At 43.1% G+C, this 21,724-nt stretch carries 17 protein-coding genes; 9 read left to right on the top strand and 8 right to left on the bottom strand.

Features of this window, described 5'->3' with window-relative positions; genetic code table 11:
* Positions 1–112 precede the first annotated feature (112 nt).
* On the top strand, positions 113–553 hold the full coding sequence (locus EOO49_RS18315; protein ID WP_290848374.1) for a nuclear transport factor 2 family protein: 441 nt from the start codon (positions 113–115) through the stop codon (positions 551–553).
* Positions 554–646: 93 nt separating this feature from the next.
* Here EOO49_RS18315 and EOO49_RS18310 read toward each other — a convergent pair whose 3' ends face one another.
* The 4 genes from EOO49_RS18310 to EOO49_RS18295 form a co-directional block, all read right to left on the bottom strand.
* The gene (locus EOO49_RS18310; protein ID WP_290848372.1) at positions 647–1,009 is read right to left on the bottom strand and encodes a hypothetical protein; all 363 of its coding nucleotides are present in this window, start codon (positions 1,007–1,009) and stop codon (positions 647–649) included.
* 312 nt (positions 1,010–1,321) lie between these two features.
* Complete coding sequence (locus EOO49_RS18305; RefSeq protein ID WP_290848370.1) at positions 1,322–2,029, bottom strand: DUF72 domain-containing protein; 708 nt, start codon at positions 2,027–2,029, stop codon at positions 1,322–1,324.
* Between the two features lie 20 nt (positions 2,030–2,049).
* Complete coding sequence (locus EOO49_RS18300; protein WP_290848368.1) at positions 2,050–2,226, bottom strand: hypothetical protein; 177 nt, start codon at positions 2,224–2,226, stop codon at positions 2,050–2,052.
* Between the two features lie 212 nt (positions 2,227–2,438).
* Entirely contained in the window at positions 2,439–3,095 is a 657-nt protein-coding gene (locus EOO49_RS18295) for a DUF6766 family protein (protein ID WP_290848366.1), read from the bottom strand.
* Positions 3,096–3,258: 163 nt separating this feature from the next.
* Between EOO49_RS18295 and EOO49_RS18290 the strand changes: the two genes are divergently transcribed.
* Positions 3,259–4,695, top strand: coding sequence for a serine hydrolase (locus EOO49_RS18290; RefSeq protein ID WP_290848364.1), 1,437 nt, complete (start codon positions 3,259–3,261; stop codon positions 4,693–4,695).
* A 249-nt stretch (positions 4,696–4,944) separates the two neighbouring features.
* Here the strand turns inward: EOO49_RS18290 and EOO49_RS18285 are convergent, their stop codons facing one another.
* On the bottom strand, positions 4,945–5,088 hold the full coding sequence (locus tag EOO49_RS18285) for a hypothetical protein (protein ID WP_290848362.1): 144 nt from the start codon (positions 5,086–5,088) through the stop codon (positions 4,945–4,947).
* 426 nt (positions 5,089–5,514) lie between these two features.
* Complete coding sequence (locus EOO49_RS18280; protein WP_290848360.1) at positions 5,515–6,042, bottom strand: hypothetical protein; 528 nt, start codon at positions 6,040–6,042, stop codon at positions 5,515–5,517.
* A 252-nt stretch (positions 6,043–6,294) separates the two neighbouring features.
* On the opposite strand from EOO49_RS18280, the gene EOO49_RS18275 reads away from it, so the two are divergent.
* The 6 genes from EOO49_RS18275 (at position 6,295) to EOO49_RS18250 (ending at position 16,232) form a co-directional block, all read left to right on the top strand.
* Positions 6,295–6,678, top strand: a complete 384-nt coding sequence (locus EOO49_RS18275; RefSeq protein ID WP_290848358.1) for a helix-turn-helix transcriptional regulator — start codon at positions 6,295–6,297, stop codon at positions 6,676–6,678.
* Positions 6,679–6,845: 167 nt separating this feature from the next.
* The gene (gene hsdR, locus EOO49_RS18270; protein WP_290848356.1) at positions 6,846–10,055 is read left to right on the top strand and encodes a type I restriction-modification system endonuclease; all 3,210 of its coding nucleotides are present in this window, start codon (positions 6,846–6,848) and stop codon (positions 10,053–10,055) included.
* Positions 10,056–10,077: 22 nt separating this feature from the next.
* Positions 10,078–11,538 carry a type I restriction-modification system subunit M gene (locus tag EOO49_RS18265; RefSeq protein WP_290848354.1) on the top strand — a complete coding sequence of 487 codons (1,461 nt, stop codon included), beginning with the start codon at positions 10,078–10,080 and terminating at the stop codon, positions 11,536–11,538.
* Entirely contained in the window at positions 11,538–13,034 is a 1,497-nt protein-coding gene (locus EOO49_RS18260; protein WP_290848352.1) for a restriction endonuclease subunit S, read from the top strand. The genes EOO49_RS18265 and EOO49_RS18260 overlap by 1 nt, the downstream gene beginning before the upstream one ends.
* Complete coding sequence (locus EOO49_RS18255) at positions 13,027–15,006, top strand: AAA family ATPase (protein WP_290848350.1); 1,980 nt, start codon at positions 13,027–13,029, stop codon at positions 15,004–15,006. Before EOO49_RS18260 ends, EOO49_RS18255 begins: the two co-directional genes overlap by 8 nt.
* The gene (locus tag EOO49_RS18250; RefSeq protein ID WP_290848348.1) at positions 14,982–16,232 is read left to right on the top strand and encodes a restriction endonuclease; all 1,251 of its coding nucleotides are present in this window, start codon (positions 14,982–14,984) and stop codon (positions 16,230–16,232) included. The genes EOO49_RS18255 and EOO49_RS18250 overlap by 25 nt, the downstream gene beginning before the upstream one ends.
* Before the next feature lie 50 nt (positions 16,233–16,282).
* On the opposite strand, the gene EOO49_RS18245 is transcribed toward EOO49_RS18250, so the two are convergent.
* Together EOO49_RS18245 and EOO49_RS18240 are read right to left on the bottom strand one after the other, a co-directional pair.
* Positions 16,283–16,657, bottom strand: coding sequence for a hypothetical protein (locus EOO49_RS18245; RefSeq protein ID WP_290848346.1), 375 nt, complete (start codon positions 16,655–16,657; stop codon positions 16,283–16,285).
* Positions 16,654–17,868, bottom strand: a complete 1,215-nt coding sequence (locus EOO49_RS18240; protein WP_290848344.1) for a PD-(D/E)XK nuclease family protein — start codon at positions 17,866–17,868, stop codon at positions 16,654–16,656. The genes EOO49_RS18245 and EOO49_RS18240 overlap by 4 nt, the downstream gene beginning before the upstream one ends.
* Positions 17,869–18,197: 329 nt before the next feature.
* Here EOO49_RS18240 and EOO49_RS18235 point away from each other — a divergent pair, with 329 nt between their 5' ends.
* Positions 18,198–20,336, top strand: coding sequence for a tetratricopeptide repeat protein (locus tag EOO49_RS18235; RefSeq protein WP_290848342.1), 2,139 nt, complete (start codon positions 18,198–18,200; stop codon positions 20,334–20,336).
* Positions 20,337–21,724 lie beyond the last annotated feature (1,388 nt).

Genomic DNA, 21,724 nt, shown 5'->3' with positions numbered 1-21,724 from the left:
TATCCGCTAACCTTTAGGTAACGACTAACAAAATGTAACCAAAGATAAGATAGTTTTGTCGATAGTAAAAACAAGCTGTCTGCAACAAAGCGGCAGCACAAAAAATACAGATATGACACTCGAGATTTTAAAAACGAAAGAAGAATTGAGAAACCTGATCGACGCCTACGCCTATTTGGGAGACGATTGGAAAATTGCCAACGTGATGCAACTTTTTGTACCCGAAGCCACTTATACGGTATTCATGAACGGCGTGCAAATCGCCCAAACCACCGGAACTGACAATCTTGAAAAGGAGTTCAGTGCACACGCATCGGCCGTAAAATCGTATTTCACTTTGAACGGACAACACACGGTCGAAATCGACGGTGAAAAGGCTTCAGGAATTTCTTATGCCCAACTTAAAATGGTTCGCGAAACCCAAGATGGATTAGTGCTTTCTGACTACAGCGTGCGTTATGAGGACAACTATGTGCGCCGCGACGGAAAATGGCTGATTGCTGAGCGAATCGGTCATTTTTTGATTGTCGAGTCAAGAAAACTTCAGGCCTGATCCATTTCCGATAGATTCCATAAAAAAAGCTATCCGTGTGGATAGCTTTCGCCGTTTCCGATCGTCGTAACCCGAAACCTGGATTTTTCAGCGTCATACGCAAGGGTTGACGGTGCCGCACACTGCCTGCAACTGCGAGACGGTAGCGCCGGCGATAATGGCATAGAATCCGCCAGACATAACAGAATACGTGATTCCCGAAGCTGAGGTTGGAACCGTATAAGACGTTCCGGTGCCTACCAAAACGCCGTTCACGTGAATGTAAACGGTTGTTCCTGCTGGCACAGGGCTCAGATAAGTCCTAATTCCGGTTGCCGAGCAACTGCGCACGCAAACTTTGTAACCCTGCACGACTTCCTTGGCCGCTTTTGCTTTCATGGCTGTTTTTGGCGCTTCACTCGGCGCCTTGAAACTGAGTAGCAATACAGGTACGATCAAAAAAAATAATTTTTTCATAAAAATCAGATTTAAAATTAATAATAGAGAATACTAGTTGGGAGTCGTTAGCGCACCGGCATGTGTTGCGATCCAAAATGAAGCGACGCAAAAAAACCGCGTCTGGAAAGAGCGGCACGGAGAACGCAAAATGTGTGGGATACTCTTTTTCCCGACGGAGAAAAAGCAAGATTGTTTTTGGTTCCTTAAATGTAATGAGAATTGCGTCGGATCTCGCCTCAACAAAAGTTAATTATCTAAATTTCAGTAGTTAATGGCGATTTGTGTGCTGATGTAGCTCTTTCTATTGCAGATTCGGAACGAGAATGGATTTTACTGTGAAAGTTCTTTGAATCGTAATGCATTCAAAATTCCGCCAGTATCGGCCGTGTTGTTGAAATATACGAAGCCGTTCCGGTTTTTGGTCGCATCGGCTAATTCCTTGAGATAAGTTTCCGGATATTCGGAATAGAACATCTTCGGAACGCCGTGCAGGCGCAAATAAAAAGATCCGTTTTGGCTGATGATTTCCGAAGGAAGGTTCGGATGGCTCACGCTGCAAAAAATCACATTCTTATCCGACAGTAGTTTTTGGACGTCTTCGCGCCACCAACTCGCGTGTCGGAACTCGACAACGTTATTGAAACCGTAGTCGAGATTTTGCAGGATGTTTTGAAGCCGTTCCTCGGAATATGAAAAAGAAGGCGGAAACTGAAAAAGCACACAGGACAGTTTTTCCCGCAATCCGTCGCGGCACACTTCGTAAAAGGCATCGATGTCTTGCTTGCAATCTTCGAAACGCTTGACGTGCGTGACGGATTTTGGCGCTTTAACCGAATATAGAAATGCGTCGGGCGAGCGGTCGTACCAATTTTTCATCACGCGTAAAGTCGGCATTTTGTAGAAAGTCGCGTTGATCTCGAAAGTCCCGAAATGCTCGCAATAGAACGCGAACCAGTCTTTTCCCGCCATCGTTTCGGGATAGAAAACGCCTTTCCACTTGGCGTTGTAAAAGGACGAGCATCCGAGGTTGATTTTCATCTGATTTCACTTTTGAACGATCAATTGGCGTCGTTCACGATTTCGAGTTGCGATTCCATGAATTTTGCCGTTACGATCGTGCCTTGGTCGTCTTCCCATTGCGTGATGACGTTTTCGATCAGGTCGGGTTCGAATCCTATGACTTCCATGGTTTGGGTTCCGAATTCCTGTTTCACTTTTTGGCCTTTTTTGAGCATAATTCTGTTTTTTAGCGAATCAAATGTAGTGGCCGATCTGGTTTTTGGCGTTGCAGTAAAATTGGTTTTGGATGTAAGATTTCGGGCGAGATCTGGTTTCACGATCCTCAAGCGGCATTCGACATCAAGTGGTCTTTGTAGAACTTATGGCAGAAGTGCAACAGAAAGTGTCCAAGTTGACGCCAATCGTTTTTGGCAGGATCTGGACGCAATCATTCGCCTGTTCTCGAGTTGGAAGCGTCGACAGGTTTGGATTGTGGCGAACCTTTCTGCCGCAAAAAAATCGAGAGCAAAACGATTGCGAAAACCGACAGGAACTCGCTTTGCCAATTCTGGAAAGACTCGAACCAGAAACGCGAGTCCAAAAAATAGTCGGCTGCGGTTTGGAGCGGTTCGCCTTTGAGCGACAGGTGCAGGTTTTCGTCATCGAGACTTCCGTAAAAGTGAAGTGCGAACGAGATCAGGAAAAGTAGTGCGAACGCGATGGTGAGCGAATGCTTGTAAAGTTTGAGCATCCATCCTCCGGCTCTTACGGGCCAAGGCGCATCCTTTTTGCTGCGGTCCGGTTCCTGGTCGACTTCCTCCGGTTTGTCGAAGTCTTTCGATTCGGACGATCCTTTTTGCTGCTGGAAAATCGTCAGCACGATGAACAAGGCCATTTGCAGGAATTCGCTTTCCCAGTTCTCAAAGGTCGATTCCACGAAGTGTCCTGACATGAGATAGTCGCCCAAAGCAACCGCATTGCCGCCTTCTTCGACAACTTCCTTGTTGAATTCCTCGAGTCCGAAATAAATTTGTCCGACGAAAGAGCATAGGAATAACACTAAAAAAGCTACGGACAAACCGTTGTTGCGAAAGAAAGATTTCATGATTCGGCATTTTGTGTAAAAGTCTGACAAGCCAAATCTTCGCGTATTACATAAAACGCGGTTGCGATTGTACGATTAGCGCAAGTATGCGACGTGGGAACAATTTTTTTTCGAAAATTTTATTCCTAATTTTGATCCGACATCAATCAAAATCACAATCAAAATGAAACAATCCCTTGCCTTGCTGCTGTTATTTTTGGGCTGCATGCTACCTGCGCAAAATTCAAAATCCATCGATGGGAAAATTGCGGCCACAGCAGACAAAAATGCCGAAGTTTTGCTCCGGAATACGAAAGCGAACGCGGTCTCGATCGGAATCTTCAAGAACGGCAAGGTTTACACCAGGCATTTCGGCGAAATCGACAAAGGAAAATCCAACAAAGCCAGTGACAGCACGCTTTTCGAAATAGGGTCGGTTACCAAATTGTTTACGGGCACTTTGTTGGCGCAAGCGGTTCTGGAAGGCAAAATTGGTTTGGAAGATGATATCCGGAAGTATCTGAACGGTTCTTATCCCAATCTCGAATACAAAAAAGTTCCGGTGAAGATCAAGGATCTCGTCGCCTTCAGATCGGCCTTCAACAAAGAGTTGCCGGACAATTCCGAACTTCGCAAAAACGAAAACGACAGCACTGTTTTTTATCTGAAAAGACGAGATGAAGCTTACAGCAAAACGCAATTTCTCGAAGAACTCAAGACCGTAAAACTCGACACGTTTCCGGGTACGGTCGAAAAATACAGCAACACGAGCCTGGAGTTGACGGCGGTCATTCTGGAAAATGTCTACCACACAGCTTTCGAGACGCTATTGCGCGAACAACTTTTTGCGAAACTGAAAATAAAACATGCCGAACGCAATTCCCAAACTGGAAAAGGCATAGCAAACGGATACGCCGGAAAAGGCAACAAAATGCCGGCCATGTTCACCCAACTTTGGGGCGCGGGCGGCTACAGAAGTGCCACACTTCAAGACTTGATGCAGTTCATGAAGTTTGAGTTGAGCAAAGAAAAATCGGCCGTGGAGACGCAGCGCAACATTTCTGACAGCGACCAAAACTGGAACGGTTATTTTTGGGACGGAATCCTAGTGGCAGACAACGGCAAATTGTGTCACAAACAAGGCGGAACGTATGGCACCCAGACTTTTTTCGCGGCCTTTCCCGAACGCCAATTGGGAATCGTGATCATAGTCAACCAAAACACACGCGAGACGTACGGAAAACTGTTCAATGCCGTTCTCGAAATCGCCGAAGACCTGAAACCGGAAAGCCAGACCAAAAAGACCAGTTACGGTTATCGGCTAACGAAAGATGCGGTTGTCTTTACTTATTCGCATCCGAAAAATCTTGATTGGAAACTGATAAAAACTGTTTCGGTCGTAGGATCTTTCAACGACTGGAATCCAGCGGACGAAAAGTACAAAATGACATCGAAAGGGAACGGCAGCTTTGAAATTTCCATTCCCAAATCACAGTTCGAACGACAAAAGGACTATTCGTTTAAGTTCGTCATCAATCAGGTAGGGTGGATGACGACGCCCAAGAATGCTTTGAACGTCGATAAAACCGAAGATCGGAACCTGATTTTCCGATTGGATTGACATACTGCCGATTCAGTCGCAGCTAATTCAATACGACACAAAATGAATTTTTTCAGATCACTTTTTAAATCGAAAACCCGAGGAAGCTACGAAAGTTGAATCGTCGGGAATTTTCCGCAACGTCGTTACTGCCGTCGTCGACCAAATTGACAAGGCTAAACGAGGAAATATATTGGATAGGAGCAAGGTAGTTGCCACTTTCGACTGCGGAAACGCCTCTGAAAGTTTTATGGCCGATTCAAAGTTACATCAGTCACTTTCCTTTTCACGATTCGGTTCATCGTGCTCGCGGGCGTTCTGCGCTTTTTCGGTTGGAGTTTCCTTGTTTTGCCGACGGAGTTCTTTTTCGTTTTCGCCTCCATTGTAGGCCTTGTCCTTTGGTTTATCTGACATCTGTTTTTTGTTTTTCGGATTAAAAAAAGCCCCACGAATGAGGCTCTGTTTTGAAATGCTCGCCGACCCGCTGTGTTGCTGACCGGATTCCACTTCTTGCAAAGTGCCGGCGTTGAGTTTCGAGAAATACGAACGGATTGAAAGTGTTTCTCCTCGTTACAGCCTCCTCAGCGAACTGACATCCGTCATCTTTGTACCGGCGGGCATTTGTTACTGTAAGGTAGGCAATCTTGTTTGGTGCGCCTTGGAGTTTATGATTACTATAACGCAAAACGACAATGGTGGTTCTTTGCTTTCCTAATTATTACACTGTCGGAAGTTCCGCCGCGTGACGTTTTAGCCAAACCATTTTTTTCCGCCAAGCGACAGAAAGTTGACCGAAATCGCGAGATTTATGACGCAAAATGACAAGTTTCCCCGTTTGCGTTACTTGCTTTTGAGCTTGGAAATCAAATAATTTTTCTCGACGCCAAGCAGTTCCTGGCGGATGCGTAGCTTCATTAACACCGAATCGCAATCTGTGTTGGTCGCTTTAGCCGTTTTACCAGCCAGCGGAACGCGAGCCAGTGCGACAGCGGCCACCTCGTTTTTGTCGAGCGAAGCAAAAAAATCCTGCAACTGCAGTATTCCGATGCTCTTTTCTTTTTTCCGCACGACGGCAGCGATTTCACGTTCGAGTTTCGCGCTTTGGTATTCGTTTTCCAAAAGCAGGCGTTTCAGGTGTTTTTGTTGCGACTCATCGGGTTTTGCAGTCCCTTTTTGTTTTGCTTCGGCTTTCGCCTGACTCGCCTGACGGTGCGCCAACAATTCATTTAGGATTTGCCTGGCCGCGAGCGGTATATCGCGTTGACCCGATTCGAACATGGAGTAGTGGCTGATACCGACGCCAAGAAGCATAGCCATTTCGGCGTGGGTCAAACCAAATAAGGAGCGGACACTCTGATTTTTTTCCATATTGTGTAACTTTTTGTAAAAATAATAAACTTACACGAATTTTGTGTAATAAGTTATTTTTTGGGGAAAGTTACACAAATTTCGTGTGAAAAATTTTATTTCGGGAAGGTTCACACAAAAAATCAACATACAATTTGTTGTCAACAGGAGGTGACGCTAACTGGTATAAGGCAATTGCAATTCGATTGTTGGTAACTTACAGACAGTCCAGTTTGCCAAATTCCCTATCTTTACGAAACAAACTTTCGCACCATGGAAACTCCTTCTAAATCACACATCGGCCGTAAGATCTCGCGCATCCGTGAACTGCGCGGCATGAAACAAGATGCCTTGGCACAGGCGCTCGGCGTTAGCCAACAGACTATTTCCATTTTGGAGAATAGCGAGGAGGTGGAGGAATCTCGATTAAAAGAGGTTGCCGATGCTCTTGGGGTTAGTTTGGAGGCCGTGAAGAATTTTTCGGAGGAGAATATGATTACTTACTTCAATACATTTGGCGATAACGCTTCAGGTCAAAGTTTCGGGCCGGTTTACAATTTTAATCCTGTTGATAAGATTGTGGAGTTATATGAGAGGCTCGTTGAGGCTGAGAAAGAAAAGAATGCTTATTTGGAGAGGTTGCTGGATAAACGATAGAAAGATTATTGAAAAATTAGGGTCGCCACTTGGCGGCTTTTTTTATGGAAGGCCATAATAGTTTTGAGCGTGTTATAAGTAAGCCCACTAGCGCTAAAAGAACGGCAAGCAATCCATTAATCATAAATTTTATCTAAGTTTGGAAGGGTCAAATTTTTCCCGAATTTATGAAGTCGAAATTCTCATTTCTTCAAATTAGTTACCCGGAGCTGTTCAAGATAAGTGAGTTATCGGAGAAACTTATACACGTTGATCCTAGTTCTTCTTTGTCAAAGTCCAGACTTTTTACAGAGAAATTAGCATTACTGATATGGCAGTTTGAAAATCTTGAAGTCTTTACCGGACCACAAGTTGAACGCATAAATCAGCTTTTTTATAGAAACTACATTCCAGATGCTGTAAAAGATTTGTTTCACTCCGTTCGCAAATCAGGTAATAAAGCATCTCATGACGGAAGCGGATCTTATGCTGAGGCTTTGTTTGTACTGAAGAAAATGTTCCAGTTAGCGCGATGGTTTTATGAGACATACGAAGCGACCTATCTAGAATCTGAAATATATTTGGTTCCAGAAGACGACCATAAAAACACAATAGATGATTTAAATTCCCAGTTGGATCGACTTTCGAATCAGGTTATAGATTATCAGTCGAAAATTGATGCCTTGAATGCTTCTCCGCAAGTTGTATCAGATAGGAAAGAACGTGCAATCAAGAACAGTTCAAACATTACAAAATCGGAGTCAGAGACAAGAGAGCTGATCGACGAAAAATTGCGTGAGGCGGGTTGGGAATGTGATACCAAAAAGCTAAATCACAAAACACACAAAACACTTCCTGCGAAAGGTAAGAATATTGCAATCGCAGAATGGCCGTGTGACGGGAAATGGGCAGACTATGCTTTATTTATCGGAACCGATCTTTACGCCATAGTCGAAGCTAAGAAATACGCAGCCGATATCTCTACCGATTTGCGTCAATCTAAAATTTATGCGGCTTGTATAGAGAAAACTGAAAATATTTCATTGTTAGGAAAGTGGAACGATTTCAAAGTACCTTTCTTATTCTCAACTAACGGCCGACCGTATCTTGACCAAATAAAAACCAGAAGCGGTATTTGGTTTCTTGATGCCAGAAAAGACCGCAACCAGCCCGAAGCTTTAAGAGGTTGGTTTTCTCCACAAGGTTTGAAAGATTTTTATGAACGCGATGTCGATGTGGCAAATGAAAGACTACAGGAAAGCGACTACGATTATTTGGGAAGTGATAACGGATTAGGACTTCGTTATTATCAGATTGATGCCATCAAAGCAGTAGAGGAAAAAATCATAACCGCTGAGGATAAGCGCGCGTTGCTTGTCATGGCAACTGGAACGGGAAAGACAAGAACTGTTATTGGTTTGGCCTACAGATTTATAAAATCAGATCGGTTCAAGAGGATTTTGTTTTTGACCGACCGACGTCTTTTGGCATTACAAGCACTCGGAAATTTCAAAGACAACAAGATAGAAGATTTGAATACGTTTTCGAATGTTTATCAAATGGAAGAGCTAAAAGCTACTTTTCCCGAAAACACAACTCGTCTACATTTTGCGACCGTTCAGAGTATGGTAAAGCGCTTGTTCTACTCTGAAAGTCCTTTGCCGATTGACACATACGACTGTATAATAATCGACGAAGCACACCGCGGTTACAATCTGGACAAGGAAATTGACGAAGGCGATTTATATTTCAAAGACCAAGACGACTACGTTGGTCAATATAAACGAGTTATTGAGTACTTTAATTCCTACATCATAGGTTTGACGGCAACACCGGCGATTCACACCACAGAAATATTCGGAAAACCCGTACACAGTTATTCCTATCGTGAAGCTGTTATAGACGGTTACCTTACCGATCATGAACCACCGTACTTGATCAAAACCAAACTTAGCGAAGAAGGGATTCTGTGGGAGAAAGGACAAAAGCCAAAAGCGTTTATTTCTGAGACCAATAGTATAGAAGAGTTGGCAGAACTTTCAGATGAATTGCACATCGAAATTGACCAATTCAATAAGTTAGTCATCAATGAATCCTACAATAGAGAAATAGTAAAACAACTTGTAAAGCAACTGGATCCGGAAGGCGATGAGAAGACATTAGTTTTTGCGGTTAGGGACAGTCACGCCGACGACATCGTGAGATTGCTGCACGAGGAATTTTCGGAAATTGGTGTAGATGTCCAGCAGGGTGCAATCGAAAAAATTACGGGTACAGTTTACGATCCCGAAGGCTTGACCAAAAGATTCAAAAACGAGAAATATCCGAATATCGTGGTTACGGTCGATTTACTCTCCACGGGAATCGACGTTCCCGAAATCTGCAATCTTGTATTCATGCGCCGCGTTCGTTCGCGCATCCTGTTTGAACAAATGATTGGCCGCGCGACACGCCTATGTAAGGAAATCGATAAACAATCTTTCAGGATATTCGACGCCGTGCGTGTTTACGAGGCACTTCAGCCTTATACGCAAATGCAGACTGTCTCGAATCCGACAGTTTCTTTTGACAAGTTGGTGAAAGAACTTAATTTCATAAACGAACCCGAGCGCGCGAAAAAACAACTCGACCAAATCATTGCGAAGTTACAGCGAAAGAAAAGCAAGATCAGCAGCGATATGCTAGAGGAGTTCATGTATATGGCAAATGGCGATTCTCCCGAAGAATTTATTGAAACGCTTAAAACGATAGAGGGCGAAAATGCAATCGAATTTACCTCCGGTTTTAAAGGGCTTTGGAAGTTTCTCGACAATAAAGTATATCAACCCAAAGTGCAATTCGTTTCTGAACACGTAGATGAATTTCGCTCGATTGAACGCGGCTATGGCAATGCAGAGAAGCCAGAGGATTACATTGACGGATTCAAAGCGTTTATTGAAGAAAATCGAAACCAAATAATAGCATTGCAGATCGTGTGCACAAAACCTGCTGAACTCGACCGCAATTCGTTGAAGCAGTTAAAGTTGTTGCTCGATCAGAACGGCTACAACGAAATGACCTTAAATGCGGCTTGGAAAAGCTCGAAAAATGTTACCATAGCTGCCGATATCATTTCATACATTCGCACGCTGGCACTCGATACAGACTTGGTAAGCCACGAAGAAAGAATCAAGAACGCGATTTCAAAGGTCAAAGCATTGAAAGACTGGAATGCAACCCAGTTAAAGTGGATTTCAAGATTTGAAAACCAATTGCTGGCCGAAACCGTCCTTACCAAACAAGATCTAGACGCAAGCCCATTTCGCGAAGAAGGCGGTTTTGTGCGACTGAACAAAATCTTTGAAAATGACCTTGAAACCGTCCTTTCGTTGCTGAACGAAAATTTATATACAGCCTAAAAATAGAAAATACCAAATTGACATGAGCGCACAAGAAATCGCAAACAAACTCTGGAATCTCTGTAATGTACTACGCGATGACGGTGTGACCTATCACCAATACCTAAACGAACTCACCTACATTCTGTTCCTTAAACTGTCTGAAGTCAAAGATTTCGCTAATGAAATTCCAGAAGAATACCGTTGGGACAAGTTTGTAAAAGAACACGATAATGCTGTTGCCTTCCAAAATTATCGGGAGTTTTTGACAACAGTCAGCAAGAAATCCAGCAGTCCATCGATCCAGGAAATTTATTCTGACGCTTCGACAAGTTTGCGCAAACCGGTCAATTTCAATACGCTGGTTCAGGCGATTGACAAGATCGATTGGTACGAACAAGATGATCGCGACGTCATGGGAGATATTTACGAAACGCTATTGGAAAAAAATGCGGGTGAGAAGAAAAGTGGTGCGGGTCAGTATTTTACGCCGCGTCCGCTTATCAATATCATGGTTGACCTGATGGTTCCCAAATTGGGCGAAAAATGGACCGATCCCGCAGCGGGAACGTTTGGGTTCATGATTTCTGCTGATTACTATTTAAGATCTAAAACAGACAGTTATTTTCACCTGTCTGAAAAAGACAGAAGATTCCAGGTGGGAGAAGCTTTCAGCGGAGTCGAACTGGTTCCCGATGCCCATCGTCTCGCCTTAATGAACGCACGACTGCACGGAATGGAAAGTCGCATTTACCTGAACGACACCTTGACAGAATTCGGCAAGAGCCTCAAAAACTTTGATGGTGTTTTGGCCAATCCGCCGTTTGGTACAAAACAAGGTGGTGAACGCCCAACGCGAGACGACTTTACATTCCCAACAAGCAACAAACAGCTAAATTTTCTACAACACATTTACCGAAGCCTAAAAAAAGACGGTAAAGCTCGTGCAGCAGTAGTCTTGCCTGACAACGTTTTGTTTGAGGACGGTGACGGACAAAAAATCAGGCGCGATTTGCTCGACAAATGCAACCTGCACACGATCCTTCGTTTGCCTACCGGGATTTTTTATGCCGCGGGCGTCAAGACCAATGTTTTGTTCTTTACACGAGAAAAGACCGAAACTGGTAACACCAAAAATGTTTGGTTCTACGACATGCGCACCAACGCGCCAAGCTACGGCAAGCGCACACCATTTACTGAAAAAGCGTTCGAGGATTTTGTCTTGGCTTATACGGGCGGTATTCCGTTCGACAGAGTTGAGAAAGAGTATGATGGTCTTGTTTCTGATGAAAAACGCAAAACCATTCACGATGAGAGGTGGCGCAGTATTTCTATCGAGGAAATTGCCAAAAAGAATTATAGCCTCGACTTAGGGCTTATTGCTGACAGCAGCCTGACCAATAGCGACAGTTTGGGCGAGCCCATTGATATTGCCAAGCAGGCATTGTTAGAATTGAATAATATAACCGAGCAATTGAATGCTATGATTAAAGCTTTGAGTTGATGGGAGATTTGCCGAAGAATTGGGTTAATGTTTCCTTACAAAACGTTACTAAAAACGTAAAAGGAAAAAAGCCGAGAATTCAATTGGAAGATGAATTTGAAGGATCTGTTCCTTATCTCGACATAAAAGCGTTGGAGTATAATGTTGTTCGTCAATTTTCTGATGTAGAAACCTCAAAACTATTTGAGGAAGGAGATATTGCAATGGTATGGGACGGCGCGCGTAGTGGTTGGGTTTCGAGGACTAGTTTTGGTGCTATTGGTTCCACTTTGGTTGCTTTCAAACCGATACTTATTAATTCCGATTACCTGTATTATTTCCTATTAGATAAGTATCCATACATCAATTCTAACGGAAGAGGTGTTGGAATTCCCCATGTGGATCCGACTGTATTATGGGGATTAAATTTTCCCCTTCCACCACTACCCGAACAAAACCGCATCGTAGCCAAACTCGACGCGCTCTTTGGGCAGTTGGAAATCATAAAAGCCAGCATGGAGAAAATTCCTGTTTTGCTTAAAGAGTTCAGGCAGCAGGTTTTGAGCATGGCGGTTAGTGGGAAATTGACGGAGAGTTGGCGGGTTGGGAAGGAGTTAGAGATTGTCGATTTAGGTAAACTCGAAACAGAAAGAGAAGCATTAAAAAGGGATAAGGCTTCGAAAGATGGTAAAAAAAGCTATAATTACAAGAAAGCGATCTTTCCTAAGTTCGGTATGACCACCAAAGGAATTTCTGAATTTTACAAAGTTCCAACTAGTTGGACTTGGGTTTCGATTGACCAGGTAACATGGAATATTAGTGATGGACCTCACTTTTCGCCAAAGTATTTAGATAAGATCGGTAGTAAAAGATTTATTTCAATGAGGAATGTTAGTCCAAGCGGGATCAATTTCGATGATTGCAAATACATTTCTCTCGAAGATCACGATGAATTTATAAAGAGAGGGAAGCCAGAAAAAAATGATATTCTGTATACAAAAGGAGGCTCAACCGGAATTGCATGTTTAATAGAGGATGATTCGGATTTTTCTTACTGGGTACATGTGGCATTGCTGAAGCCTATTTCAAAGCATGTGAACAGCAAATTTCTTAGAAATACTTTGCTAAGTCCTCTATGCTACAATCAGTCACAAGCCTTCACTCATGGGGTTGGCAATCAAGATTTAGGTTTAACAAGAATGATTAACATATCCTTTCCATTGCCTAGTGTTTTCGAACAACAAGAAATCGTCTCCCGCGTCGAATCCCTTTTCTCCAAAGCCGACGCCATACAAGCCCAATACCAATCTCTGAAACAAAAAATAGACAATTTGCCACAAGCCATACTGCACAAAGCCTTCAAAGGTGAACTAACAGAACAACTTGATACTGACGGCGACGCGCGTGAGTTGCTGCGCGAGATCGAGTCGTTGAAGCAAAATATCAAACCGACAAAACAACCGGCGTTGAGAATGGTGGCAGAGAAGCCAGCTAAATATGCTAAAGCACATGAATAATTTACAGTTAAATGACGAGATACTAGATTATCTGCTCGCAGAATTAGAAAAGAATCCGGAGTTGAAATTTGGAGTCCGTGTTCAAAACAATAAAGGCAGGCTAGAGCAAGGCCAATGGTTTCAAGGTGATGGGAGATATTCCTATATCAGTTTCTATAAAAGAGGCGATTCCAAAAACAAAACAAAAACGATCGGCTATGTTTTTATGGTTAAGCCTGACGGAAGCGTTGACAACTGGATTGAACTTGTTTATCCAGATGAGACAGACCCGAACATTATTGCTTTTTACAAATCCGTAAAACAGCTTATTGCAGAAAAATGTGAGCTTGTCATTACCCAAAGTGAACTGGATTCTTATAGAAACGTTTTTAAATTGGGTGGAACTTATCTTGAAAATTTCGGATTTTTCCAAAAAGAGATTACGCCCGAAATTGACAAGCTGATAGTTGAATTTGGGCTCGAAAATTTGTTTTTCTATTCGCAAGAAGAGTTCAACAAAAATCTCGACAAAATTTTGAAATTCCGCTCAATGAAAAATGATGAGGTAAGTATCAAAGCAACTAAGTCCGAAATTTCGCAATTAAGTCTCAACCAAATCCTATACGGTCCGCCGGGAACAGGCAAAACTTACGAGATTCAGCAAATTATAAAAGAGAGGCAGCTCGGTGAAGAATCCGCTTCTGACACGTTTACGTTAGATGAATTCGTCAGTACTTATACTTGGTGGCAACTTATTGGGTTGGTACTCTACAATAAAGGGCCACTCACAGTACCGCAATTATCTAAAGACCCAATTATTCTGGCCAAGTTAGGGCAAAGCGAGTTGTCACATCTGAACGTCCGCCTTTGGAGTAGCTTGCAGCACCATACGGTAGATGATTGTCCGAATGTCAACCTGGCCAGACGGATCGGCGTACGAATTTTTTACAAGGAAGAAAATTCGGTTTGGCGACTAGATGCAGGCAAGCGCTTTGCAGACGAATTTGCTTTGATGATAGAAGATTTTTCGAGAGTTTCGCAAGCCAAAACAGCTAAGAAGAAACGATTCAGTTTCCTGACTTGTCACCAAAGTTTGAGTTACGAAGATTTTATAGAAGGCATAAAGCCCGTCATTGAAAAAGCGGGTATAGAGGAAGAGTCAGAAGGGGCTAATCTTCAGTATGAAATCAGAAAAGGATTGTTCTACAAAGCCTGTGAGAAAGCTGCGCAGTTGGCGGGTTATGTAAATCTCTTGGAATGTCTGAAAGACTCTGTAGAAGGAAGAAAAGCCAAATTTTCGCACGCGCTTTCCAACAATCAGATTTTTGTCATTTTTCTTGATGAGATAAACCGTTGTAATGTCTCAGCTGTGTTTGGTGAGCTCATTACTCTGATCGAATCGGATAAAAGATTAGGTGCAGAAAACGAAATTGCCGATGTTGAGTTACCATACTCCCAAAGCAGATTTGGAGTTCCTGCAAACCTACACATCATCGGAACGATGAATACCGCCGACCGAAGCGTAGAGGCTCTGGACACAGCCTTAAGAAGACGATTCAGCTTTGAAGAAATGATGCCGAAATACGAGAAGGTTGACAACATTGAGTTCGTTGGCTTTAATTTAGGTCAAGTCCTAAAAATTATTAACGGAAGAATTGAGGCATTGTTAGACCGCGACCACGCAATTGGACACTCATATTTCATCAATATAAAACCAGGCGATACAAAAGCCTTGAAAAATGCGTTCCAAAACTGCATCATCCCTTTGCTTCAGGAATACTTCTATCATGATTATGAAAAGATAGCAATGGTATTGGGAAGTGGTTTTGTAGATGTTGTCGAAGCTAAAAATAACAAGGTCACGTTTGCTGTCCAATCTCCGAATCAGCCCGAAAAAAGTAAAACTTTCCAGGTGCGGACGGAGATTGAATACATTGAAGAAGCCGTAAAAGAACTACTGCACCCGTCATGGAACAGAGCCGAAACAACATAAAGGTATTCGAGTTCGACTCTTTGCAGATTGAAACAAAGTACGATGGCGTTTTATTTACAGAACATCACTTCAACGCCTTGGTCAAACTTAACGATTTGCATAAGGGAAAGTATTTTTCTATCGGTTACCGAAAAATTACTTTCAAAAACTACGTAGGCGTAGTTCAAGTAGATGGCTTGACAATCGAAATCCTACCTAAAATCGATAGGTATGAAACTGACACTGCATTGTGGCAACGCGTTTTGATCCAAATGCTCAAGGTCACCAAGAAATTAAAAGTGCAAACGGTAGACGAAGCCAATGTAAACAACCAACAAATTCACTTGCTCGATATTTACTTCGAATGGTTCCTAAATGAAGTTCAATTGTTGTTGCATCAAGGTCTTATCAAGCAGTACTACAAAGAAACCGGCAACGTCAAAGCGCTTAAGGGAAAAATAGAGTTCGCAGGGCAGATTGCCAAAAATTTAGTACACAAAGAGCGTTTCATTACAACGCATCAGGTTTATGGCAAAGATCATCAGATTCACCGAATTATTTCTCAGGCGCTCGAAATAGTTGCCTATTTGAGTAAAGGCAGTATTATTTATGGAAAATGTAAAACTGTGCAATTGGATTTTCCCGAAGTTGCTAATTGCAATGTAAATGAGAGCACGTTCGAGAAGCTTCCCAACACCAGAAAAACGGCGCCTTACAAAACGGCAATTGCTTTGGCGCGGTTAATTGTATTAAATTATGCACCCAATATTTCTGCGGGGAAGGAAAAGATGCTTGCCATTCTGTTCGACATGAATTCTCTTTGGGAAGAATATATCCTAACAATGTTAAAACAAACAGTTGAAGAAGGTATTATAGTGTACGGGCAGCAGTCGAAGTTGTTTTGGGGAAATATAACGATACGTCCTGACATCATTATCGAAAAAGAAAGCAACGGAGAAAAACAAGTTTTCGTGATAGATACCAAATGGAAAAATATTGACCTTTCCGAACCATCGACTCATGATTTAAGGCAGATGTATGTGTATAACGACTATTGGCAAAGTCACAAGGCAATGTTGCTTTACCCGTCAAAAGAAACTCAACTGCCAAAATTTATAAAATTTGAAGCGAACAGTTCGAAATCGCTTCCACATCATTGTAGCGTAGGGAAAATATCAATTTTCCAAAATGCACAAGGGATCTTAGATAATAAACTCGGCGAGAAAATTATTAAGCTTTTTTTGTAGACACCAAACACTTTTCAAAAAGTAGACAAATCGGCTTCCTAAAAGCTCGTCTACGGGTTTAACCTTGTTAAGGCGCCGCCGCGACGACGATTTGCTTCAGGAATCAAATTCTCCAAATCAATATCCCAATAATTTCCAATAAGCAATCCATCAACCAAAAATCCTTCACCTCGAAACACAACACCATTTGTTCCATTCCAGGTAAGCGAAAAAAGACGGCCGGGAATTTCCGTAATGACTAAAACCATATTGCTTGGCCCATCGTCCTCCATCCATACAGAATTGTATTCGCCAACAAATCCAATACCCGTTGTACCAATTCTATTCGCGCTCTCTGCCGATTGCGTTGGAGACGACTGATTCGAAAACTCCCCAACCAAATTCCCACTATCGGTCAACCTAAAATAAAAACGGCCATTTATCATATCCCTGGATTTTCGAAGGTATCGGCCGCAAGTTCGGCGACCGCGATTGTTCCATTCACCCGCTCGTTGAAAACAGCCATAATGCGATCGACTTTATTTGCCAAGTCGCTGTAAAAAGCGTCGTCTTCATCAAAATAGATTTTGCTCAGTCCGGCGAAATACCAATCGCGGTATTCTTCGTATCGCAGGAACACGTTCCACCAATCTGATTGTTGCGCTTTGGGGAATTCGGCTTTGACCATCTTGATAAGTTCGGCATCTTTTGGATGGCTGGCGGTCGGATTCACGAAACCCAATAGCAATCCGGAATAGTTCGAGCCTTCAAAATTCATCTGAAACCGCAATCCTCTTTCTTTTAGCGCTGGTGTTTCAAACGAAATCAGTCGGCCTTTATCTTTCGAAAAATCCATGGTTTGAATGTTTTCGAAACCGCGCTCTTCGAACATTTGCTTGATTCTTGAAACGATCGAAGCGATTATTTCCTTTTTCAAATCTTTGTGTAAATCGAAAAGCGTCCGGAAAGAGTCGAGACTGGCGTTGTCGCGTAAAATGCGGGAAATGATATCCTGGTTCATCTTTTTGTTGAGGTTTTGGTGGGTTAGTTTTTTGAGAAGGTTGATGTATTGGGAGATGGTTTCCCGAAGAATTGGAACGGCAACCGATTCCTTTCGGCAATCCTCAAGCCACTCGATAATATCGGTCTCGTAGGAAAGTGGGAAATAGAGTCCGTGGGCGTTTTTCTGTGCGCTGTCATCGCCAAAAAGTGTCAGGTAAAGCAACTTGCCGGAAGGAAATGCGTTTCTATATCGCAACAGTTGATTGTACTGTTCTCCTGCGTAGATTTTATTTTCGATCATGACAACGTTGCCGTCTGTATCCCTTAGCAAGATGTCGATTCGGCCACCCGCTTCTTTAGCGACTTTTCCAACGTGGAATTCTACATAAGTTTCACTTTTCTCTGTTCTGAAAATATGATCGGGAGCGAATCGGTTCAGGAATAACTTGACGAATTTGTCTTTTTGTCCGTGTCTGCCTTTCCGGTTGAGAAGTTCCGCCAGAAAGCGCGAATGTGTTCCGACCTCGTCAGATTCCATTTGCAGGATGCTGAAGATATTGAAATTTTCGCCTGTCGAATCAGCGACGCGTTTGTAAGACTCCGAAATGGTTTGGGTTTCGTTTAGGAGTTGATTGATTTGATGAATGTTTTCCATGTGGGTAAATATATACAAGAATGACACAAAGCCGACTGCGTTAGTAAAATTTTCTTTGCTTTTCACTTCGTCGGCTGAGGCAAACGTAGACTGTTCTTTTGAACACCTATTTCTCCAAAATGCCGGCGGAGGAAATGTCAAGAAACACTTCCAATTAATTTCCGCATCAGCGCTTTGGCGTCCAACATAAAAAAGACGGTCAGATCGGCACAGACATTCTCCTTACAGACATTTTCCAATAACAGAGTTCTTGCTCTCGATTATATTCCAAAACAACCCCTCCATAATTTCCCTACATTTGCCAAAACCCCAAAAAGTAAAAACAAACGATGCACAAGATTTTTCGGGCGACACTTTTGGTCGCTTTATTTTTTGCTTCATCGGCAACCTATTCCCAAGACAAGTTCATCGATTCGTTAAAAGTGGTGTTGCGCAATCCCAAATTGCACGACAGCACGAAAATGCGGGCGATATCGGACGTCATGGATGCCAACTACCACGACAATTACGATCCGAATTACCTTTATCTGAACGACATGTTGGGCAAGCTGGCACTGGCCAATTACAACAAGAAAGACAGTCCCGCGGCGCACAAGCGCTATGCCGAATGGCTAGGTACGTATTACTCTGCCGTGGCACAGGACTACTCGCATCAAAAGAAAAATGCCGAGTCGTTGCAATATCACGACAAGGCAATTGCGATCTTGCGCGGTGTAAAATCTTACGACGACATGTACGTAGCTGTGCTAAACAAAGCCCAGTTGTACACGCTTATCAAGGAAGAGGACAAAGCGATTCCGCTCATATTTTCGTCTCTCAAGTATTTCGAAAAGGATAAAAAGCGCAACCTGCAACAGTTGCCTTATGCCTTGACGATGTTGTCGCACGTGTATCGGGAACAGCAAAAATGGGAGAAGTCAATCGAGTACAGCGCGCAAGCGGTCAAATACTACGATCTGTCCTATGCCCAGAGTCCGAATAACCGGACGCTGAGCCTCAAAGCCGGTTCCTACAGCAACATGGCCAATGCCTACAGCAAACTCAAAAAGTACGATAAGACGCTTGAGTGTTGCGACAAAGCTCTGGAAATCTCCAAAAAGATAAAGTCGACCGGGCAGACGGGGCTTATCCTGATTCGAATTGCCGATACGCAATTGAAACTTTCGAATTTCGAACAGGCAGAAAAGATCTATCGCGAAGTCTTGGACATGAAGGGTTTGCAGCCCAACAGTATTACGATCGCGGCCGCCAATCTGGGAATGGGCATCCTGAATTCTAAAAAGCAAGATTTTGCGACTGCCGAGATTTACGCCGAGAAAGCTTTCGAAATAAGCAAAAAGACGGCAAACGTGACCTTGCAGAAAGATATCGCGGCGTTGCTGTATGACGTTTATCAGGCCAGAAAAAATCACGAAAAGGCGCTTGCGATCTATCGCTTCAACGAAAAAATATCGGATTCGAGCCAGATACAATCTTCGAGGAACGAACTCGCACAACAGCTGCTGCGGTACGATTTCGAAAAAAAGGAATTGCAGCAAAAAATCGTCCAGGACAAGAAAGTGGCCGAAGTAAAATTCGAGGCCCAAAAGAAGACGGCTCTGGAAACTTCGAAGAACAAACTCGCGCGCCAGCAATTGCTCTATGACTTCGAGAAAAAGCAATTGAACCAAAAGCTCACCCAAAGCAAGAAGTTGGCGGCAATCAAGCTATCGGCAGAAAAGGAGACAGCCGAAAAGAACAATCTGCTTTTCGGATTGGCCGCCGCGTTCGTACTATTCCTGCTTGGCGGCTATTTCTATTATCGCAGCAGCAGGCAAAAACAAGCCATCGCCTTTTTGGAGAAAAACCAGATCAAGCAAAAATTGCTGATCACGCAGATGAATCCGCATTTCATATTCAACTCGGTGCAAAACATCAGAACCTTGATCAACAACAAACAAAACGATGAAGCGGTCGATTATCTGGGCAAATTCTCAACGTTGACGCGCCAGATTCTCGAAAACTCGAACGAGAATTACATTGCGCTCGAAGAAGAAGTTGCGATGATTCAGAACTATCTTGCGATACAGCAACTCTTGTACGACAACAAGTTTGAGTACACCGTCGCAGTAGATGATGATGTCGATGTAGAATCCATCTTTCTACCACCGATGCTTGCACAGCCTTTTATCGAGAACGCCATCAAACACGGCCTGAGCAACCGGACAGAAAACGGAAAAATCGCCGTCCATTTCTACCTCGAGGAAAACAAGTTGTTTTTCGAAGTAACCGACAACGGCAAAGGCTTTGGCACAGAGCACAGCATAAGCAACCACAAATCACTGGCAATGACAATCACCAAAGAGCGATTGGTCAACTACACCCGCAACAAGGATTTTGTGGTAAGGACAGACAACGTCCTGAATACCGAAGGCACGGTTCAAGGCGCCAAAGTTGTTTTTGAGGTGCCTTATATCTACGAGAATTAGAAACGCGGTAATAGCGATCCGTAATCAACGCATTTTTGCGGCAATAAACAACCGCTCAGACCAAAAAAAACTTAACATTTTCTACAGAAAATCTGTAATCGACTCCCGGTTTTTTCCCCGAACTTCGCCCCAGACCTAACAAATCTCCGAGATTTGTTAGGTCTTAGAAAAATGCGGCTTCCGACATGTTTCGAGTGGCTTTCTAGATGTTTTGGAGCATGGGTTTTAGAAGATATAAGTTTTTAGATGTCTCCATAGGGAAAAACTGCTATTTCCTTGGTGGCGACAATCGCTTGGCTCGATCGAAATTCGTGAGGTTATGTTTTGCCCAAAATAACTATTCGGATAAAAGACCTTAACATTTTCTACAAAAAATCTGTAATCAACTCCCAGTTTTTTCCTCGAACTTCGCCCCAGACCTAACAAATCTCAGAGATTTGTTAGGTCTTAGGAAAATGCGGCTTCCCACGTATTTCAAATTGCTTTCTAGATGTTTGGGAACACGGGTTTCAGAAGATAGAGGTCTTCAGATGTCTCCACAGGAAAAAACAGCTATTTCCTTGGTGGCGACAATTGCTTGGCTTGGTCGAAAATCGTGGGGTTATGTTTTGCCCAAAATAACTATTCGGATAAAAGACCTTAACATTTTCTACAGAAAATCTGTAATCAACTCCCAGTTTTTTCCTCGAACTTCGGCCAGACCTAACAAATCTCCGAGATTTGTTAGGTCTTAGAAAAATGCGGCTTCCCGCGGGTTTCGAGTTGCTTTTCAGACATTTAAAAGAACGGTTTTAGAAAGAAGCTTACGGTTTTCTCCATTAGAAAAAACAGCTAAGTCTTTGACGGCGAAAATTGGTTGGCTTTGATTGAAGTCTCAGGTTTTACTTTAGGCGCGAAACAGTCATTTGATTCAAAAACCTTAACATTTTCTACAGAAAATCTGTAATCAACTCCCAGTTTTTTCTCCGAACTTCGGCCAGACCTAACAAATCTCGGAGATTTGTTAGGTCTTAGAAAAATGTGGCTTTCCACGGATTTTAGACTGGTTCTTTGGCCGTTTTCGAAGTACGGGTTTTCAAGGCCAAAAATTTCCGGTGACGACGTTATGGAAACGATTCTGGCGATTGAGGAAAAAAGGTGTTTCGGAGACGCATTTTTCCAAAGCGCCAGCGGCGGAAAATTGTCAATAGACACTTTCCGATTAGTCCGGCATTTGAGCGTTTTGGCGGGCACCTGACGTCTTGGAAATTCCCGCAAATGGAAGTTGTTGAGCCACCCAAAAGTTTCTACATTCGAGAAAAAGTTCCGGCGAGTTCTTTCATTTGCGGAATTTGCAAGGCTGTCAGGTCGCCAAAATCGGTCGTGCCGCGAGCCTTTTTGTTACTTTT

Origin of the sequence: Flavobacterium sp., from assembly GCF_004295795.1 — a bacterium.
Lineage (GTDB): Bacteria > Bacteroidota > Bacteroidia > Flavobacteriales > Flavobacteriaceae > Flavobacterium.
This window is presented reverse-complemented; position numbering and strand designations above follow the sequence as displayed.

What these genes read in the sequence shown, in the direction of transcription:
- EOO49_RS18315 (WP_290848374.1), top strand. Translation starts at nt 113, where the DNA reads ATGACACTCGAGATTTTAAAAACGAAAGAAGAATTGAGAAACCTGATC.
- EOO49_RS18310 (WP_290848372.1), bottom strand. Translation starts at nt 1,009, where the DNA reads ATGAAAAAATTATTTTTTTTGATCGTACCTGTATTGCTACTCAGTTTC.
- EOO49_RS18305 (WP_290848370.1), bottom strand. Translation starts at nt 2,029, where the DNA reads ATGAAAATCAACCTCGGATGCTCGTCCTTTTACAACGCCAAGTGGAAA.
- EOO49_RS18300 (WP_290848368.1), bottom strand. Translation starts at nt 2,226, where the DNA reads ATGCTCAAAAAAGGCCAAAAAGTGAAACAGGAATTCGGAACCCAAACC.
- EOO49_RS18295 (WP_290848366.1), bottom strand. Translation starts at nt 3,095, where the DNA reads ATGAAATCTTTCTTTCGCAACAACGGTTTGTCCGTAGCTTTTTTAGTG.
- EOO49_RS18290 (WP_290848364.1), top strand. Translation starts at nt 3,259, where the DNA reads ATGAAACAATCCCTTGCCTTGCTGCTGTTATTTTTGGGCTGCATGCTA.
- EOO49_RS18285 (WP_290848362.1), bottom strand. Translation starts at nt 5,088, where the DNA reads ATGTCAGATAAACCAAAGGACAAGGCCTACAATGGAGGCGAAAACGAA.
- EOO49_RS18280 (WP_290848360.1), bottom strand. Translation starts at nt 6,042, where the DNA reads ATGGAAAAAAATCAGAGTGTCCGCTCCTTATTTGGTTTGACCCACGCC.
- EOO49_RS18275 (WP_290848358.1), top strand. Translation starts at nt 6,295, where the DNA reads ATGGAAACTCCTTCTAAATCACACATCGGCCGTAAGATCTCGCGCATC.
- hsdR (WP_290848356.1), top strand. Translation starts at nt 6,846, where the DNA reads ATGAAGTCGAAATTCTCATTTCTTCAAATTAGTTACCCGGAGCTGTTC.
- EOO49_RS18265 (WP_290848354.1), top strand. Translation starts at nt 10,078, where the DNA reads ATGAGCGCACAAGAAATCGCAAACAAACTCTGGAATCTCTGTAATGTA.
- EOO49_RS18260 (WP_290848352.1), top strand. Translation starts at nt 11,538, where the DNA reads ATGGGAGATTTGCCGAAGAATTGGGTTAATGTTTCCTTACAAAACGTT.
- EOO49_RS18255 (WP_290848350.1), top strand. Translation starts at nt 13,027, where the DNA reads ATGAATAATTTACAGTTAAATGACGAGATACTAGATTATCTGCTCGCA.
- EOO49_RS18250 (WP_290848348.1), top strand. Translation starts at nt 14,982, where the DNA reads ATGGAACAGAGCCGAAACAACATAAAGGTATTCGAGTTCGACTCTTTG.
- EOO49_RS18245 (WP_290848346.1), bottom strand. Translation starts at nt 16,657, where the DNA reads ATGATAAATGGCCGTTTTTATTTTAGGTTGACCGATAGTGGGAATTTG.
- EOO49_RS18240 (WP_290848344.1), bottom strand. Translation starts at nt 17,868, where the DNA reads ATGGAAAACATTCATCAAATCAATCAACTCCTAAACGAAACCCAAACC.
- EOO49_RS18235 (WP_290848342.1), top strand. Translation starts at nt 18,198, where the DNA reads ATGCACAAGATTTTTCGGGCGACACTTTTGGTCGCTTTATTTTTTGCT.